The 15,801-nt window shown below is 72.0% G+C and carries 15 protein-coding genes and 1 riboswitch; of the genes, 8 read left to right on the forward strand and 7 right to left on the reverse strand.

The genetic code is table 11. The features are described 5' to 3' along the window. Positions 1 to 21 precede the first annotated feature (21 nt). Positions 22 to 243, reverse strand: coding sequence for an NfeD C-terminal domain-containing protein (locus TU31_RS10460; RefSeq protein WP_078885681.1), 222 nt, complete (start codon positions 241 to 243; stop codon positions 22 to 24). A gap of 130 nt (positions 244 to 373) precedes the next feature. Beyond that, positions 374 to 694: a hypothetical protein gene (locus tag TU31_RS10465; RefSeq protein WP_052718878.1), complete on the reverse strand. Its 321-nt coding sequence runs from the start codon at positions 692 to 694 to the stop codon at positions 374 to 376. A gap of 162 nt (positions 695 to 856) precedes the next feature. Here TU31_RS10465 and TU31_RS10470 point away from each other — a divergent pair, with 162 nt between their 5' ends. Both TU31_RS10470 and TU31_RS10475 read left to right on the forward strand, forming a co-directional pair. Continuing rightward, complete coding sequence (locus TU31_RS10470) at positions 857 to 1,777, forward strand: hypothetical protein (protein WP_052718879.1); 921 nt, start codon at positions 857 to 859, stop codon at positions 1,775 to 1,777. Positions 1,778 to 1,902: 125 nt separating this feature from the next. Continuing rightward, positions 1,903 to 1,991: riboswitch (ZMP/ZTP riboswitch) on the forward strand. 21 nt (positions 1,992 to 2,012) lie between these two features. After that, entirely contained in the window at positions 2,013 to 2,867 is an 855-nt protein-coding gene (locus TU31_RS10475; RefSeq protein ID WP_042152571.1) for a bifunctional 5,10-methylenetetrahydrofolate dehydrogenase/5,10-methenyltetrahydrofolate cyclohydrolase, read from the forward strand. Positions 2,868 to 2,957: 90 nt separating this feature from the next. Here the strand turns inward: TU31_RS10475 and TU31_RS10480 are convergent, their stop codons facing one another. The 3 genes from TU31_RS10480 to TU31_RS10490 form a co-directional block, all read right to left on the reverse strand. Beyond that, positions 2,958 to 4,079 (reverse strand): NADH:flavin oxidoreductase, encoded by a 1,122-nt coding sequence (locus TU31_RS10480; protein WP_042152575.1) that lies wholly within the window; start codon positions 4,077 to 4,079, stop codon positions 2,958 to 2,960. A gap of 221 nt (positions 4,080 to 4,300) precedes the next feature. Next, entirely contained in the window at positions 4,301 to 5,473 is a 1,173-nt protein-coding gene (locus tag TU31_RS10485) for an NAD(P)/FAD-dependent oxidoreductase (protein WP_042152577.1), read from the reverse strand. Next, on the reverse strand, positions 5,470 to 5,793 hold the full coding sequence (locus TU31_RS10490; protein WP_042152581.1) for a bifunctional 3-phenylpropionate/cinnamic acid dioxygenase ferredoxin subunit: 324 nt from the start codon (positions 5,791 to 5,793) through the stop codon (positions 5,470 to 5,472). Before TU31_RS10490 ends, TU31_RS10485 begins: the two co-directional genes overlap by 4 nt. Positions 5,794 to 5,961: 168 nt before the next feature. Between TU31_RS10490 and TU31_RS10495 the strand changes: the two genes are divergently transcribed. The 6 genes from TU31_RS10495 to TU31_RS10520 all read left to right on the forward strand — a co-directional run bounded on the left by TU31_RS10495 (position 5,962) and on the right by TU31_RS10520 (position 13,569). Then, on the forward strand, positions 5,962 to 6,762 hold the full coding sequence (locus TU31_RS10495; protein ID WP_181018581.1) for an IclR family transcriptional regulator: 801 nt from the start codon (positions 5,962 to 5,964) through the stop codon (positions 6,760 to 6,762). Between the two features lie 189 nt (positions 6,763 to 6,951). Further along, a complete protein-coding gene (locus TU31_RS10500; RefSeq protein ID WP_042152584.1) occupies positions 6,952 to 8,037 on the forward strand; it encodes an S-(hydroxymethyl)mycothiol dehydrogenase in 1,086 nt (361 codons plus the stop codon). 50 nt (positions 8,038 to 8,087) lie between these two features. Further along, complete coding sequence (locus tag TU31_RS10505; RefSeq protein WP_042152586.1) at positions 8,088 to 10,547, forward strand: GcvT family protein; 2,460 nt, start codon at positions 8,088 to 8,090, stop codon at positions 10,545 to 10,547. A 63-nt stretch (positions 10,548 to 10,610) separates the two neighbouring features. Next, a complete protein-coding gene (gene solA / locus TU31_RS10510) occupies positions 10,611 to 11,771 on the forward strand; it encodes an N-methyl-L-tryptophan oxidase (protein ID WP_042152589.1) in 1,161 nt (386 codons plus the stop codon). Between the two features lie 11 nt (positions 11,772 to 11,782). Next, on the forward strand, positions 11,783 to 12,952 hold the full coding sequence (locus tag TU31_RS10515; protein ID WP_042152592.1) for an aromatic ring-hydroxylating oxygenase subunit alpha: 1,170 nt from the start codon (positions 11,783 to 11,785) through the stop codon (positions 12,950 to 12,952). 74 nt (positions 12,953 to 13,026) lie between these two features. Continuing rightward, a complete protein-coding gene (locus tag TU31_RS10520; RefSeq protein WP_042152595.1) occupies positions 13,027 to 13,569 on the forward strand; it encodes a hypothetical protein in 543 nt (180 codons plus the stop codon). A gap of 45 nt (positions 13,570 to 13,614) precedes the next feature. Here TU31_RS10520 and sbnA read toward each other — a convergent pair whose 3' ends face one another. Next, positions 13,615 to 14,673: a 2,3-diaminopropionate biosynthesis protein SbnA gene (sbnA, locus tag TU31_RS10525; RefSeq protein ID WP_078885682.1), complete on the reverse strand. Its 1,059-nt coding sequence runs from the start codon at positions 14,671 to 14,673 to the stop codon at positions 13,615 to 13,617. 57 nt (positions 14,674 to 14,730) lie between these two features. After that, positions 14,731 to 15,798, reverse strand: coding sequence for a 2,3-diaminopropionate biosynthesis protein SbnB (sbnB, locus tag TU31_RS10530; protein WP_042152597.1), 1,068 nt, complete (start codon positions 15,796 to 15,798; stop codon positions 14,731 to 14,733). Between the last annotated feature and the right edge of the window lie 3 nt (positions 15,799 to 15,801).

Consider the following 15,801-nt stretch of genomic DNA (forward strand, 5'->3'; position numbering starts at 1 on the left):
ACGGTCGGCGGGAGCGCCGGATCACGCGGGCAGCGGCGCGACGATCACCGACCGCGCCGAGGTGTGGTCCACCACGATGACCTGCGTGTGCCGGGCGATGGGCTCGCGGGACCAGGCGGCGAAGGCCTCGGTGCCGCCGCGCACGGGCAGCAGCACCTCACCCGGGCCGTCGGTCGGGATGGAGACGGTCACCCGCCCGATCACCCCGATCGGGCTGAAGTCCGTGTCATCCGTCGCGCTCACCCGGGCTCCGTCGCTGGTCAAAGCCGCTGCCGGCGCAGCCGCCGGACAGCGGGAAATCCTCGACAACTCAACGGTACTCCGGCCGGGGTGCCGCCCGCGCCGCCGGCCCGGCGGGCGTCGTCGACCTGGCTCAGGCGTCCAGCCGGGCGGGCCGGGCCGCCGGCACCGACGGCTTTCTCGGGGGCAGTACGTCGGGCGCACGATGGGGCCGCAGGGCCGTGAGGGCGGTCTCGGTCTCCTCCATCAGCGCGCGGTAGGAGACCAGGCGCTGCCACTCGGGATCGGCGACCCCGGGCACCGTGGCGGCGCGCTCGGTCCACTGCTTCACCAGCCCGGCGTACACCGGTGTCTGCCTGATGACCTCCGCGGTGATCCACCGGGGCATCTGCCCGGGGCGGGGGAGGGACGTCGGTCCGTGACCTGCGACGGTGCCGGAAGAGGGGACGCTCATGGCCGTAGAAACGATTCTTCGACGCTGGGGTCACTGCGTATTTTTGCAGCCGTCCCTAATTCCGCCAGGCAGGCAGGGACGCATCTCCCTCGAATATCACCTTATGCAGTGATCTATAGCCGGGAAGCGGTCCAATCCGGACGAAGGAACGTTGTCGCAGTCATGGAACCGAGGGAGTTGTGGGAGCGCCACGCGGTACTCGCACAGGCGTTTTGCAGCAGCGATGACGAGGTCCGCCGTACACAGGGACTCCTCGACGAGGCCGAGGCCCGTCGTTCGCGGACCCTGGCCGCCTTCGCCGTGACCGTGGGCAGCGACGCGGTGGTGGCGGATCTGCTCGGCCTGGAGGAACGCGAAGTGCGGCTGGCCCGGCGCACGGTGGGCAAGGAAGACGCCCGCGCGGTCGCCAAGAGCCTGCTCGCCCAGCCCCCGTGCGAGCCCGCCCCCGCACCGCAGCAGCCCGCGCCCCAGGCCCCCGCGGCGCAAGCCCCCGCACCGCAGCCCCCTCAGGGCGCCGCCGCGCCGGGCCCCGTCGCGCCGCCGCCCCAACAAGGCCCGGCCGCCGCCCCCCAGCCCTCCGAACCGGCCTGGGCCCCGGCGCTGGACGCGGTCCTGATGAGCAGCTGGCACAACGGCGTCGACCTCACCGCCCTGGCCACCGAACTCGGCCTCGACGTCCGGCTGCTGGTGGCCCGCGCACAACAACTGTCCGCAGAGAGCCGCCCGATGCCGCCCACCCCCTCGGACCGCACGGGACGGCACCGCCGGCTGGTCAATGTCCCGCCCCCACAGCCGGAGACGCCCCATCTGACATGGCGCGAGCGACCACAGCAGCCCCCACGGGAGCACTACGAGCAGGAGCACTGGAAGCAACAGCCGTACCAGCACTACCCGGACCAGCAGCAGTACCAGGAATACCGGGTGTACGAGGAACACCAGCAGTATCAGCAGCCCACCCAGCCCACTTGGGATGCCAATGCCATCACCGCCGCCCAGCACGACTGGGACGGCATCCTCAGTCAATGGGAGGCCACCGCCGCACCCCAGCCACCCCTTTCCGCGCCCGGTCAGGGCGGCGGGTAACGGGGCCGCGCCGCCGGGCGCCGGAGGCATCCGGGCCGGCGGGCGCGTCGGCCGCCGGGCAGTGGCCGGTGCCGCCGCTGGGCGGAAAACCGGACGCCGTTCCATCCTGACGTCGATTACAGTGGGCGCCGAGCCGTGACTGGCGCTTGGGTGGAGTACCACCGGGGAGCGGCTCGGCCATCCACGGTCCGTGCCGCGCGCCTGGGCGATCCCACACGACGCTCAGGAGCAGCCCATGTCCCCGGACGCCCGCCTCATGGACGGCAGCGCACTGGCCCGCAGCATGGTCGAAAAGGCCGCCCGGCGCGCGGCCGACCTCACCGAACGGACCGGCACGGCACCGTGTCTGGCGACCGTACTCGTCGGCGACGACCCCGCCTCGGTGACGTATGTCCGTATGAAGCGCAACCGCTGCGCGAAGGCCGGGATACTTTCCCGGCATGTGGCGCTGCCCGCCGCCACCACGACCGCGGAGCTGGTCGACACGATCACCGCACTGTCGAACGACCCCGCGGTGCACGGCATCCTGTTGCAGCACCCGGCCGGCCCGCACATCGACGAGCGCGCCGCGTTCGAGGCGATCGCCCCCGAGAAGGATGTCGACGGCGTCACCTGCCACTCCTTCGCCGCGATGAGTTTCGGCCTGGACGGCTTCGCCTCCTGCACGCCCGGCGGCATCCTGCGGCTGCTGGATCACTATGACGTCGACCTGGCCGGTAAGCACGCGGTAGTGGTCGGCCGCAGCGCGATCCTGGGCAAGCCCGTGGGGATGCTGCTGCTCGGCCGCAATGCCACCGTCACCTACTGCCACTCCCGCACCACCGATCTGGCGTCGCTCACCAGGGAGGCCGATGTGCTGATCGCGGCCGTCGGCCGGCCCCGGTTCCTGGGCGGTGAGCACATCAAGCCCGGAGCCGTCGTGATGGACGCCGGCTCCAACCCGGGCAACGTCGGTGATGTGGACTTCGACGCGGCACGCACCCGCGCCGCCCTGATCACCCCGGTCCCCGGCGGCGTCGGCCCCATGACCATCGCCACCCTGCTCACCCAGACCGTCGACGCCGCGTCCGCCCAGCTGAACGCGGTCTGACCGCCGCCCGACGCGGGGCCGGGAAGCCGCCCGGCGGAGCGGGCGGTGGCGCCGGGCGCGGCGGCGCGGCTGCGCCCGGCGCGTCCGGTGTCAGTTCAGCGTCCGCAGCATCGAGGCGTCGAACGGCACCAGGGCGTCGGTGCGGCCCTCCAGGATCTTGGCGGCCCACTCCGGGTCGCCGAGCAGGGCCCGTCCGATGGCGACGAGGTCGAACTCGTCCCGCTCCAGCCGGTCCAGCAGCCGGTCGATACCGGAGACCCCCGCCTGTTCGCCCTGGAACGTCCCGATGAACTCGTTGTCGAGACCGACCGAGCCCACGGTGAGGGTGGGCCGGCCGGAGAGCTTCTTGACCCATCCCGCGAGATTGAGGTCCGAGCCCTCGTATTCGGGCAGCCAGTAGCGGCGCGTCGAGCAGTGGAACGCGGTGACGCCGGCGTCCGTCAGCGGTGCCACGATCTCCTGGAGTTCCTCCGGCGTCTCGGCGAGCCGGGCCTCGTAGTTGCCCATCTTCCACTGGGACATCCGGAAGAGGACCGGGAAGCCGGGCGAGACCGCTGCCCGGCAGGCCGCCACGATCTCGGCGGCGAAACGGGTACGGGCGGTGCGGCTGCCGCCGTAGGCATCGGTCCGCCGGTTCGTGCCCGACCACAGGAACTGGTCGATCAAGTAGCCGTGCGCACCGTGCAGTTCGACTCCGTCGAAGCCGAGCCGCTCGGCCGTGGCCGCCGCCTCGGCGAACGCCGCGATGACCTCGTCGAGATCCCGCTGTGTCATGGCGTGCCCGGACGGGGTGCCGTCGAGGGCGATGCCGGACGGGCCGGACGGCGGGGCGTCGGGGAACGGCGGTGCGCCCGCCTTACGGGCCATGCCGACGTGCCACAGCTGCGGCATGATCGTTCCGCCCGCCGCGTGCACCGATTCCACGACCCGGCTCCAGCCGTCGAGTGCGTCCGCGCCGTGGAAGCGGGGGACGGCGCCGCTGGTGCCGGCGGCGGGGTGCCCGACGTAGGTCCCCTCCGTGATGATCAGGCCGACGCCGCCGGCGGCGCGGCGTGCGTAATAGTCCGCGACATCGGCGCCCGGGACACCGCCGGGCGAGAACTCGCGGGTCATCGGCGCCATGGCGATCCGGTTGGGCACGGTGCGGCCGCCCAGGGCGAAGGGGCGGGAGAGCGTCTGGGCCGCACGGGTGGCGGCGGCGCTGGCAGTCACGTGTGGGTCTCCTGGGAAGACAACGCGGGCGCGGAACGACGCCGGCCGGCAGACGTTCCGCTGTTCCGAACACCACACGGCGCTGCCGTCATCCGCCGCGCACTGTCTGCTGCGCCACAGTCGCCACCCCGCGGTCGTCGCACCGCCGCCACGCACCGCCGCGGGCACCCCGCCGTCGCCCCCGCGGCCGTTCCGCTGCCGCGTCGCACCGCCGGCCGCGGTCAGGTGGTGACCGGCTGGGCGGCGCGGGCGAGTTCACGGCGGAGGCGCATGAAGGGGCGGGGGCGGTTGAGGGCCAGGACGGCGGTGGTCCGCCCGTCGCGTTCGTAGCAGGCGAGGAAGCTGCGGTCGTCGGGCGAGCCCTCGACGATGCGCGGGGTGTCGGTGGGCAGGCGCCGGCCGGCGAACTGGATGCGTACGCCGTACTGGTCGGACCAGAAGTACGGCAGGCTCCGATGGGCCGCGACGGTGCGGCCGGCCAGCAGGTTCCGGACGGCGACGGCGGCCTGTTCGGTGGCGCTGGTCCAGTGTTCGGCGCGGGTGCCGTCCGCCCTGGCGACATCGCCGACCGCCACGATGTGGGGCTGAGGGGTGGCCCCGCCGGCGTCGCAGCACACCCCGTCGTCGAGCGGGAGTCCGGAGCCTTCGAGCCAGGCGGTGTGGGGGCGTACCCCGATGCCGATGACGACCACCTCGGCGGGGAGCAGCCGGCCGTCGGTCAGCTCGACCGCGGAGACACGGTTCCCGGTGCCGCCGTCGTGCAGGCGGGCGACACCGGTTCCGGTCAGCAGGGTGACGCCGTGGTCCGCATGGAGGGTGGAGCAGATCCCGGCCATCGCCTCGCCGAGTTGGGGGACGAGGGGGAGCGGGGCGGCTTCGACCACGGTGACGTCATGGCCGAGTGCGGCACAGGACGAGGCGACCTCGGCGCCGATGAAGCCGCCGCCGATCACCACGACCCTGACCGGCCCCCGGGTCAGCTCCGCGCGCAGGGCCTGGGCGTCCTCAAGAGTGCGCAGGGTGTGGGTTCCGGCGGGGGCCGGGCCGGGGAGGCGGCGCGGGGTGGCGCCGGTGGCGATCACCACACCGTCGGTGGTCAGGGACCGGCCTCCGTCGAGGAGTACCGCGCGCCCATGGGTGTCGAGCCCGGTGGCGCGGGTGCCGAGTCGCCATTCGGCGTCCAGTTCGGCGGTCTCCTCGGCGTCGGCGAGGGCCAGTTGACCCAGGTCAGCGGTGGCGCCGGTGAGGAAGCCCTTGGACAGCGGCGGGCGGTCGTAGGGGCGGTGGTGTTCCTCCCCGACGATCACCAACCGGCCGTCGAATCCCTGGGCGCGCAGGGCCCGCGCGGCGTAGAGGCCCGCCAGCGAGGCCCCGATGACAGCGACCGACTTCATGCGGCGGTGCCTTCCTCGGCGGCGTGGTGGTGGACGTAGATCATGCCGTCCTCGACGGTCACGGGGTGGGTGCGCACGGCCCGGCGGGCGGGCAGGCAGGTCGCCGCTCCGGTGCGCAGATCGAACGACGCGGCGTGCAGCGGGCATTCGACCAGGCATCCCTCCAGCCAGCCGTCCGAGAGGGAGGCGTCCTGGTGGGTGCAGGTGTCATCGATGGCGTACAGCTGCCCGTCGGCATGGAAGACGGCGATCGGAGGTGCGGTGTCGATGCGTACGGACTCGCCGGTGGGCAGGTCGGCGAGCGGGCAGACAGGAATCACAGGACCCCCCTGTTACTGTTCGGTATCATCGAGTTTCGCGTTGCGCACGATGAGGCGCCATGCGCAACAGAATCCAGCCGGGGAGCGCCTGCGTCAAGCGGTCCCCGGAAATGCCGAACCTTCGAATCCCGGGCCTCGGCCGGGGTGCCAGGTGGTGAGATCCAACAGATGACGGACAGCGTGGAGGGGCGGGCGGAGGCCAAGCCGCCGAAACAGCCGGGCGGTGTGCAGTCGGTGGACCGGGCCGTGACCGTGCTGGAAATCCTGGCGCGGCACGGCGAGGCCGCCGTGACCGAGATCGCCGAGGAGTTGGGCGTCCACAAGTCGACCGCGTTCCGGCTGCTCGGGGTGCTGGAGAACCGCGGGCTGGTCGGGCAGGAGCAGGAACGCGGCAAGTACTACCTCGCAGCCGGGGTGCTGCGGCTGGCCGGAGCGGCGGCCGTACGGCTGGACATCTCCCAGGAAGGCGCGCCGGTCTGCCGGCAGCTGGCCGAGGAGCTGGGGGAGACGGTCAATATCGCGGTGCTGGAGAGCGACGCCGCGGTCAACGTCACGCAGGCACGCGGCCCGGCCTCGGTCACCGCGCAGAACTGGCTCGGCCGGCGTACGCCGCTGCATGCCACCTCCAGCGGCAAGGCGCTGCTCGCGTACCAGCCCAGGGCGGTCCAGGAGGCCGTGCTGGCACGGAAGTTGCCGCGGCTCACCGAGCGGACGGTCACCTCGGCGGCCGCGCTGCGCCGTGAGCTCGCCGAAGTGGTCGAGCGGGGTTTCGCGGTGGCGATCGAGGAGCTGGAGCTCGGGCTGCGGGCGGTCGCGGCGCCGGTGCGGGGGCCCGACGGCTCGGTGATCGGGGCGATCAGTGTGTCGGTGCCCGCCTACCGGCTGGCCGAGGAGCGGCTGCCCGAGGTCGTCAAGGCCACCGTCTCCGCGGCCGAGGAGCTGTCGCGGCGGATGGGGTACGGCCGTTGACCCGGTGACGGGTCAGGGCGGCGGAGGCGGGGCCGGGGCGTACGTTCCGGCCCCGCCGCCGTGTCCGGGCGCGCGGGCAATCCGTTGCCAAGAGCTGGCTCGTACCTCTTGACGGTGCCGATCCGGCGTTCCCACTATGTCTCTCATCGCGCAACCAGTCGTGCAGTGCGCAACACTGAGGGGTAGGGCATGCCACACCACGTCCATGCCGTCGTCGCGGCGAAACAAGGCGCACCGGTCGAGCCGCAGACGATTCTGGTACCGGACCCCGGCCCGGGAGAAGTGCTCGTCACCGTGCAGGCCTGCGGGGTCTGCCACACCGACCTGCACTACCGGGAAGGGGCGATCAACGACCAATTCCCGTTCCTCCTCGGCCATGAGGCGGCCGGTGTCATCGAGTCCGTCGGCCCCGGCGTCACCGATCTCGCCCCCGGCGACTATGTCGTGCTCGCCTGGCGGGCGCCCTGCGGCAGCTGCCGGTCCTGTCGTCGCGGCCGGCCCTGGTACTGCTTCGACTCCCGCAACGCCACCCAGCCGATGACCCTGCTGGACGGCACTCCGCTCACCCCCGCGCTCGGCATCGGCGCCTTCGCCGAGAAGACGCTGGTCGCCGCCGGGCAGGCGGTCAAGGTCGACCCGCACGCCCGTCCCGAAGCGGCCGGTCTCATCGGCTGCGGAGTGATGGCCGGTTACGGGGCGGCGGTGCACACCGGCGGGGTCGGCAGCGGGGACACCGTCGCGGTCATCGGCTGCGGCGGGGTCGGCAACGCGGCGATCGCCGGGGCCTCGATCGCCGGGGCGCGCCGGATCATCGCGATCGACATCGACGACCACAAGCTGGACGGCGCCACCCGCTTCGGAGCCACCCACACCGTCAACTCCCGTGGCACGGACCCCATCGAGGCGGTCCGCGGACTGACCGGCGGCCATGGCGCGGATGTGGTGATCGACGCGGTGGGCCGGCCGGAGACCTACACCCAGGGCTTCTACATGCGGGACCTGGCCGGCACGCTGGTCCAGGTCGGCGTCCCCGACCCCGGCATGCGCCTCGAACTGCCACTCATCGACCTCTTCTCGCGCGGCGGCGCCCTGAAATCCTCCTGGTACGGCGACTGTCTGCCCAGCCGCGATTTCCCCGTGCTCATCGACCGCTACCTCAGCGGACGGCTCGACCTCGACGGATTTGTCACCGAGACGATCGGCCTGGACGAGGTGGAGTCCGCGTTCGACAAGATGCGCGACGGCCGGGTACTGCGCTCCGTCGTGGTCCTGTAACGGCGTCACACTCACCCCAGTGGACCACCCCGACCAGCAGGAGGAGGGACATGTCCCGTACGCCCGCCCCCAGTTCCCGTGTGGTTGTCATCGGTGCCGGCATCGTCGGCTGCTCCCTCGCCGATGAGCTGACCGCCCGCGGCTGGACCGATGTCACCGTCCTCGAACAGGGCCCGCTGCCGGCCCCCGGCGGCTCCACCTCGCACGCTCCCGGCCTGGTCTTCCAGACCGGCCCGTCCAAGACCCTGACCGAGTTCGCCGCCTACACCGTCCAGAAGTTCCGCTCCCTCGATGTGGACGGGCTGTCCTGCTTCAACCCGGTCGGCGGTCTGGAGATCGCCACCACCGAGGCCCGCTGGGCCGATCTGCACCGCAAGGCCGGACTCGCGGCCTCGTGGGGCGTCCGTGGTGAACTGATCGGCCCACAGCAGTGCAAACGCCTGTGGCCGATGCTGGGCGAGACCACGCTCCACGGCGGATTCCACACCCCCGACGACGGCCTGGCCCGCGCCGTGCTCGCCTGCCGCGCCCAGATCGCACGGGCCGAGAGCCGCGGCGCCCGCTTCCTGGAGCGGCACACCGTCACCGGGATCGAGCGGGCGGACGGCCGGGTCACCGGCGTCACCACCGACCGCGGCACCTTCCCCGCCGACCATGTCGTCTCGGCCGCCGGCTTCTGGGGCCCGGTGATCGGCGCGATGGCCGGGGTGGACGTACCGCTCCTCCCGCTGGCCCACCAGTACGCCACCACCGCACCGCTGCCCGAGCTCGCCGGCGTCAACGACCCGCGGACTGAGGCGAGCAAGCCGATCCTGCGCTTCCAGGACCGCGACCTCTACTTCCGCGAACACACCGACCGGATCGGCATCGGCTCCTACGCCCACCGCCCGATGCCCGTCGACCCCTTCACCGTCGCCGCCTTCGACGACGCTCCCGTGATGCCGTCCTCGCTGCCCTTCACCGCGGAGGACTTCGCGCCGAGCTGGCAGGACAGCATCGGACTGCTGCCCGCACTGGGCTCGTCCCGGGTGGCCGAGGGCTTCAACGGTGTCTTCTCCTTCACCCCCGACGGTATGCCGGTCCTCGGCGAATCCCGCGAACTGCGCGGATTCTGGCTGGCCGAGGCGGTCTGGGTCACCCACTCCGCGGGCGTCGCCAAGGCCGTCGCCGAGTGGATGACGGACGGCCGGCCCGCCACCGACATCCATGAGTGCGACCTCTACCGCTTCGAGGACGCCCAGCGCTCGCCCGCCTACATCGCCGACCGCGGCGCCCAGAACTTCATCGAGGTCTATGACGTCATCCATCCGCTTCAGCCCATGGAAGCGCCGCGGCCGCTGCGCACCAGCCCCTTCTACCCACGGCAGCAGGAGCTCGGCGCGTACTTCCTGGAGGGCGGCGGCTGGGAGCGCCCGCACTGGTACGAGGCCAACGCCCCGCTCGCCGAAGGGCTCCGGCTTCCCGAGCGCGACGCCTGGTCGGCGCGCTACTGGTCACCGATCGCCGCCGCCGAAGCCCGCGCCACCCGGGAAAAGGTCGCCCTCTACGACATGACCCCGCTGCGCAGGCTGGAGGTCACCGGCCCCGGCGCCCTCGCCTTCCTCCAGCGGATGACCAGCAACAACCTCGCGAAGAAGCCCGGCGCGGTCACCTACACCCTGCTGCTGGACGAGACCGGCGGCATCCGCTCCGACCTCACCGTCGCCCGGCTCGCCCCGGACCGCTTCCAGGTCGGCGCCAACAGCGGAGCCGACCTCGACTGGCTGCTGCGGCACGCCCCCGACGAGGGAGTCCAGGTCCGTGACATCACCTCCGGCACCTGTTGCATCGGCGTCTGGGGCCCGCTCGCCCGCGCCCTGGTCCAGCCCCTGACCCGCGACGACTTCTCGCACCAGGCCTTCGGCTACTTCCGGGCCAGGCAGACCTACCTCGGCCATGTCCCGGTCACCGCCATGCGCCTCAGCTACGTCGGCGAGCTCGGCTGGGAGCTGTACACCACCGCCGATATGGGCCTGCGCCTGTGGGACACGCTCTGGGAGGCGGGGCAGGAGCACGGGGTGATCGCCGCCGGGCGCAGTGCCTTCAACAGCCTCCGCCTGGAGAAGGGGTACCGCGCCTGGGGCCATGACATGACCACCGAGCACGACCCCTACGAGGCCGGGGTCGGCTTCGCGGTCCGCCCCGCCAAGGGCGACTTCATCGGGCGGGCGGCGCTGGAGGGCATGACCGAGGAGACCGTCTCCCGCAGGCTCACCTGCCTCACCCTCGACGACCCCGCGGCCGTCGTCCTCGGCAAGGAACCGGTCCATGTGGACGGCGCTCCGGCCGGTTATGTCACCTCCGCCGCCTACGGTTACACCCTCGGCCGCGGGATCGCCTACGCCTGGCTGCCGGCCGGCGCGGCGGCCCCCGGCACCCCCGTACACATCGAGTACTTCGGCGAGAAGATCCCCGCCACCGTCGCCCAAGAGCCCCTCTTCGACCCGCAGATGGAGCGTATCCGCAGGTAGCCCCGGGACCCGTCCACGGTGCTGGTGATCCGCTCGTCCTCCGTACGCAGAAGGAGCAACCGCATGGCTCCCACCTACGACGTCATCGTTCTCGGCCTCGGCGGCATGGGCAGCGCCGCCGCCCACCACCTCGCCGCCCGGGGCGCCCGGGTCCTGGGCCTGGAGAAGTTCGGCCCGGTGCACAACCGCGGCTCCAGCCACGGTGGTTCCCGCATCACCCGTCAGTCCTACTTCGAGGACCCCGCCTACGTGCCGCTGCTGCTGCGCTCGTACGAGCTGTACGAGAAGCTGGAGCGGGACAGCGGCCGGGAGATCGCCACCCTCTGCGGCGGGGTGATGCTCGGCCGCCCCGACAGCCGTACCGTCCGCGGCAGCCTGGAATCCGCCCGCCAGTGGGACCTCCCGCACGAGATGCTCGAACCCAAGGAGATCCGCCGCCGCTTCCCGACCCTGACCCCCGCCGAGGACGAGGTCGCGCTGTACGAGGCACGGGCGGGCCTGGTCCGGCCGGAGTACACCGTCGCCGCACATGTCCAGCTCGCCGGCCAGGACGGCGCCGAGCTGCACTTCGAGGAGCCGGTCACCCGCTGGGAGGAGCTGCCGGGCGCCGCCGGGGTCCGCGTCCACACCCCCGAAAACACCTACACCGCAGGCCAGTTGGTGATCTGCCCCGGTGCCTGGGCGCCCCAGCTGCTCACCGACCTGGGCGTGCCGTTCACCATCGAGCGGCAGGTCATGTACTGGTTCGCCCCGCGCGGCGGCACCGCGCCCTTCGTCCCCGACCGGCACCCGATCTACATCTGGGAGGACGACCGGGGCGTCCAGATCTACGGCTTTCCGTCGATCGACGGCCCCGACGGCGGCGCCAAGGTCGCGTTCTTCCGCAAGGGCACCGTCTGCACCCCGGAGACCATCGAACGCACCGTGCACGACCACGAGGTACGCGCCATGGCCGACCAGCTCGCCCCGCGCCTCCCCGCCCTCCCCGGCCGCTTCCTCAAGGCCGCCACCTGCATGTACTCCAACACCCCCGACGAACACTTCGTGATCACCCGGCACCCCGGGCACCCGGAGACGGTGACCGTCGCCTGCGGCTTCTCCGGGCACGGCTTCAAGTTCGTACCGGTGGTCGGCGAGATCGTCGCCGACCTCGCGCTGACCGGCACCACAGCGCACCCCATCGAGCTGTTCGACCCCCGCCGGCCCGCCGCCGCGGCCGCTTGAGGAGAGCCCCCATGACGACCACGCCCACCGAGTCCTCGCCGGCACCCACCACGCCCGCGCCCGCTGCCGCCCCGAGCCTGATCGCCACCCTCGCCGGACACCACTACACCGACCCCGGGATCTTCCGCCAGGAGCAGGAGAAGATCTTCGAGCGGCTGTGGTTCTGTGCGGTCCGCAGCGCCGACCTGGAGAAGCCCGGCGCCTTCCGCACCGTCCGGATCGGCCGGGAGAGCGTACTGATCACCCGCAACCGCGCCGGTGCGCTGCGCGCCTTCCTCAACATCTGCCGGCACCGCGGCGCGCAGCTGTGCACAGAGGAGTCCGGCGAGGTCCGCCGCAACCTCCAGTGCCCCTACCACGCCTGGACCTACGACCTCGACGGCCGCCTGGTGGCCGCCCCCAACCTCCAGAAGATGCCGGACATCGACCGTACCGAACGCGGCCTGGTCACCGTCCCGCTGCGCGAGTGGCTCGGCTACGCCTGGGTGTGCCTGGCCGACGAGCCGCCGTCCTTCGAGGACACCGTGATCGGCGCGGCCGTCGAGCGGCTGGGGGACGCCGCCTCCCTCGACCGCTACCGCACCGAGGGGCTCGCCCTCGGCAAACGCCTCACCTATGACGTGCGCGCCAACTGGAAGCTCATCATCGAGAACTTCATGGAGTGCTACCACTGCGGCACCATCCACCCCGAACTCACCGAGGTACTACCGGAGTTCGCCGACGGTTTCGCCGCCCAGTACTACGTCGGCCATGGCGCGGCCTTCGCCGAGGAGGCCACCGGATTCACCGTGGACGGCACCGACGGCTTCGGCCGGCTCCCCGGCATCGAGGACACCCAGGACCGCCGCTACTACGCGATCACCGTCCGCCCGCAGGTCTTCGTCAACCTCGTCCCGGACCATGTCATCGTCCACCGGATGTTCCCGATGGCCCCCGACCGCACGGTGGTCGAATGCGACTGGCTCTACCTGCCCGAGGTCGTCGACTCCGGAGCCGATGTCTCCAAGTCCGTCGAACTCTTCCACCGGGTCAACGCCCAGGACTTCGACGCCTGCGAGCGCACCCAGCCGGCCATGAGCTCCCGCGCCTACCGCGACGGCGGGGTGCTGGTGCCCAGCGAGCACCACATCGGCGCCTTCCACCAGTGGGTCACCGACTGCCTGGCGGGCGGGAGCGGCTGATCCGCGGCCTGAGTTACAGTCAGCCCCCGTTGGCGCTCGGGCACATACGAGCGCGGCACAAGGGGGAGCGCACCATGAACCTGTCGTTCGAGCGGCCGGCCGCGTACGACCTGGGCGCGGACGCGGATCTGGGCCTGTGGCTGGCCGAGTGGGCGGAGTACGCCGACCGGATCGTCCATCTCGGGCCGGACGACGGCCGGGACCACGGGCAGCTGTGCTGGGACGTCCTGGCGCCCACCGGCCTGCTCGCACCGCACTGCCGGGAGTGCCGGCACCCGCACGGCGGCCCGCGCCGACCGCAGCAGATGGCCTCCGCCCTGCACCGGCACATCCCTCCGGCCGAGGCATCGCCCTGGATCGCGGCCACCCTCATCCGCAGCCTCGTCTTCCCGGGCGGGGACGGCCCGATGCGGCCCGTGGCCGACGCGCTCGGCGACGGGCTGGTGGAGCTGCTCGGCCCGGACGCCCAGTGGCGTGCCAATGGCTACGCCGCGTACCGGGAAGGCGCCGAAAGGAACGTCTCCTGGAAACCGGTCACCGAGGCCACCTTCGACGCGGCCGTGGTCGGCATCGGCGGTGGCCATGCCGTGGTCGTGGTGGCCACCGGCGAGGACTGACCCGGCAGTTCGGCCTCGTGCGGTGCTGCGGCGAGGGGCCCGGCCTCAGCCGTCGTCGCGACGGCGCCGGGGCCGCGAGGACGGCTCCAGCGGCCCGGGCGGTGGGGTGAGGCCGGACGGGGGAAGACCGGAGGCGTCGAGCGGGGGACCGGCGGCGAGGACGTCCTCGCCGTACAGGTCCTGCACCCAGTTGTCGTGGTAGACGGTGTCGAGATAGCGCTCGCCGAGGTCCGGGGCGATGGCCACCGCCGTACGGCCCCGGGCGTCGTGCCGGGTCAGCCAGTCCGTCGCGCCGCTGACCACGGTGCCGGTCGAGCCGCCGAACACGAAGCCGCGTTTGGCCAGCCGGTGGCAGGTGCGGATGGTGTCCGCCTCCGCGACCCGTACCACGTCGTCGACATAGGACTCGTCGAGCAGCGGCGGCTGGACGCTCATGCCCAGGCCGGGGATCATCCGGTGCCCCGGAGTGCCGCCGAAGGTCACCGAGCCGACACTGTCCACGGCGACGATCCGTACCGGCCGGTGCCACTCCCGGAAGTAGCGGGCGCAGCCCATCAGGGTGCCGGTGGTGCCGGCGCCGACGAACAGCAGGTCCAGCCGCGGGAAAGCGCGGGCGATGGCCGGTGCCGTCCTGCGGTAGTGCGCCTTCCAGTTGCTCGGGTTGGTGTACTGGCTGAGCCACAGACAGCGGTCGTCGGAGGCGCACAGATTGCGGATGTAGGCGAGCCGGGCACCGAGGAAGCCGCCGTTGGACTCCTGGTCGGCGACCACATGCACCTGGCTGCCCAGAGCCTCCATCATCAGCCTGGTGGCCAGGTTGCAGCGGGAGTCCGTCACGCACAGGAAGCGGTAGCCCTTGCTCGCCGCGATCATGCTCAGCGCCACGCCGAGGTTGCCGGACGAGGACTCGACCAGGACCGTCTCCGGACGCAGGTCTCCGGCCCGTTCGGCGGACTCCACCATCTCGGTCGCGGCCTTCAGCTTGATCGAGCCGGCGAAGTTGAAGCCCTCGCACTTGAGGAAGAGGGAGTGCCCGAAGATCGACCGGAGGTCGACATAGAGATCCTCCTCGTTGAACGCGTAGGGCGCGGATATGACTGGCACGATGGTCTCCTCACCTGCGACAGCGCACCGTTGGACGGTCCGTCCGACCGTGGCCGCTCATCCGTACCGGCGCAGTTCGTGGAAGAAGCCGTCGACGACCCGCAGTTCCCCGGACCGGACCACCTCGTCGTAGACGTACTTGCCGACCGCGAGATCGAGCACCCCGAGGCCGAAGGGGGAGAAGACGGCGGTCCGGTCCGCGGGCACCGCGACCCGGCCGGCCAGCACGTCGTCCAGCGTGCCGTGCAGGAACTCCCGGTTGCCGGTGAGCTGTTCGGTCAGATGCGGGGAGGTGGCGGCGCGCAGACAGTGCTCGATGTCGTCGACGATATTGGTCGAGGTCAGCAGGATCTGCGGGGCGAGGTCGCGCAGCGACACATGCACCACCACCGGGTGGTGACCGAACCACGAGACCTCGTGGACATGGGGCCGCGGGGCGACGGTGGCGAAGACCACCAGATCGCTTGCGCGGATCAGCTCCTCCGCACTGTGGTGCACGGTGACCCGCCCGGTGGTCCGGGACTGCTCCAGGTACAGACGGAAGCCGGCCGCGCTCTCCGCGGAGAGGTCGTGCACGCCGATCTCGTCGAACGACCAGCCGGTGCCTTCCAGGAAGGTGTGGATGTAGCGGGCGATCAGGCCCGCGCCGAAGAACCCGACGCGGGTCGGGCGGGGGCGCCCGCGGCTGAGCCGGTCGGCCGCCGAGGCCGCCGACGCCGCGGTCCTGGTCGCGCTGATGATCGAGCTCTCCAGGCAGGCGAACGGGTAGCCGGTGTCATGGTCGTTGAGGATCAGTACGGCCGAGGCCCGGGGGATTCCGGCGGCCACGTTCGGCGGGAAGCTGGAGATCCACTTCAGGCCGTCCACCCGGGTCTCCCCGCCGATCGAGGCGGGCAGCGCGATGATCCGGGACGACGGGCGGTCGGGGAGGTGCAGGAAGGACGAGGGCGGGTTCACCGACTCACCGGCGCCGTGCAGCCGGTAGGTGGCCTCGACCACGTCCACGATCTCCTTCTCGCGGCCCTCCAGCGCCTGCTGCACCTGGGCACCGGAGATCACCGCGAAGGACGGCGTGGGGGGCGGCCCGGGTGTGGGCCGGGACGGGGTGGGACGGACGGTGGTCATGGG

Source organism: Streptomyces lydicamycinicus (assembly GCF_000829715.2).
GTDB lineage: Bacteria > Actinomycetota > Actinomycetes > Streptomycetales > Streptomycetaceae > Streptomyces > Streptomyces lydicamycinicus.

Coding starts and splice junctions, on each gene's coding strand:
- TU31_RS10515 (WP_042152592.1), top strand. CDS start 11,783: ATGACGACCACGCCCACCGAGTCCTCGCCGGCACCCACCACGCCCGCG.
- TU31_RS10505 (WP_042152586.1), top strand. CDS start 8,088: ATGTCCCGTACGCCCGCCCCCAGTTCCCGTGTGGTTGTCATCGGTGCC.
- TU31_RS10500 (WP_042152584.1), top strand. CDS start 6,952: ATGCCACACCACGTCCATGCCGTCGTCGCGGCGAAACAAGGCGCACCG.
- sbnB (WP_042152597.1), bottom strand. CDS start 15,798: ATGACCACCGTCCGTCCCACCCCGTCCCGGCCCACACCCGGGCCGCCC.
- TU31_RS10475 (WP_042152571.1), top strand. CDS start 2,013: ATGTCCCCGGACGCCCGCCTCATGGACGGCAGCGCACTGGCCCGCAGC.
- TU31_RS10495 (WP_181018581.1), top strand. CDS start 5,962: ATGACGGACAGCGTGGAGGGGCGGGCGGAGGCCAAGCCGCCGAAACAG.
- TU31_RS10520 (WP_042152595.1), top strand. CDS start 13,027: ATGAACCTGTCGTTCGAGCGGCCGGCCGCGTACGACCTGGGCGCGGAC.
- TU31_RS10465 (WP_052718878.1), bottom strand. CDS start 694: ATGAGCGTCCCCTCTTCCGGCACCGTCGCAGGTCACGGACCGACGTCC.
- TU31_RS10470 (WP_052718879.1), top strand. CDS start 857: ATGGAACCGAGGGAGTTGTGGGAGCGCCACGCGGTACTCGCACAGGCG.
- solA (WP_042152589.1), top strand. CDS start 10,611: ATGGCTCCCACCTACGACGTCATCGTTCTCGGCCTCGGCGGCATGGGC.
- TU31_RS10485 (WP_042152577.1), bottom strand. CDS start 5,473: ATGAAGTCGGTCGCTGTCATCGGGGCCTCGCTGGCGGGCCTCTACGCC.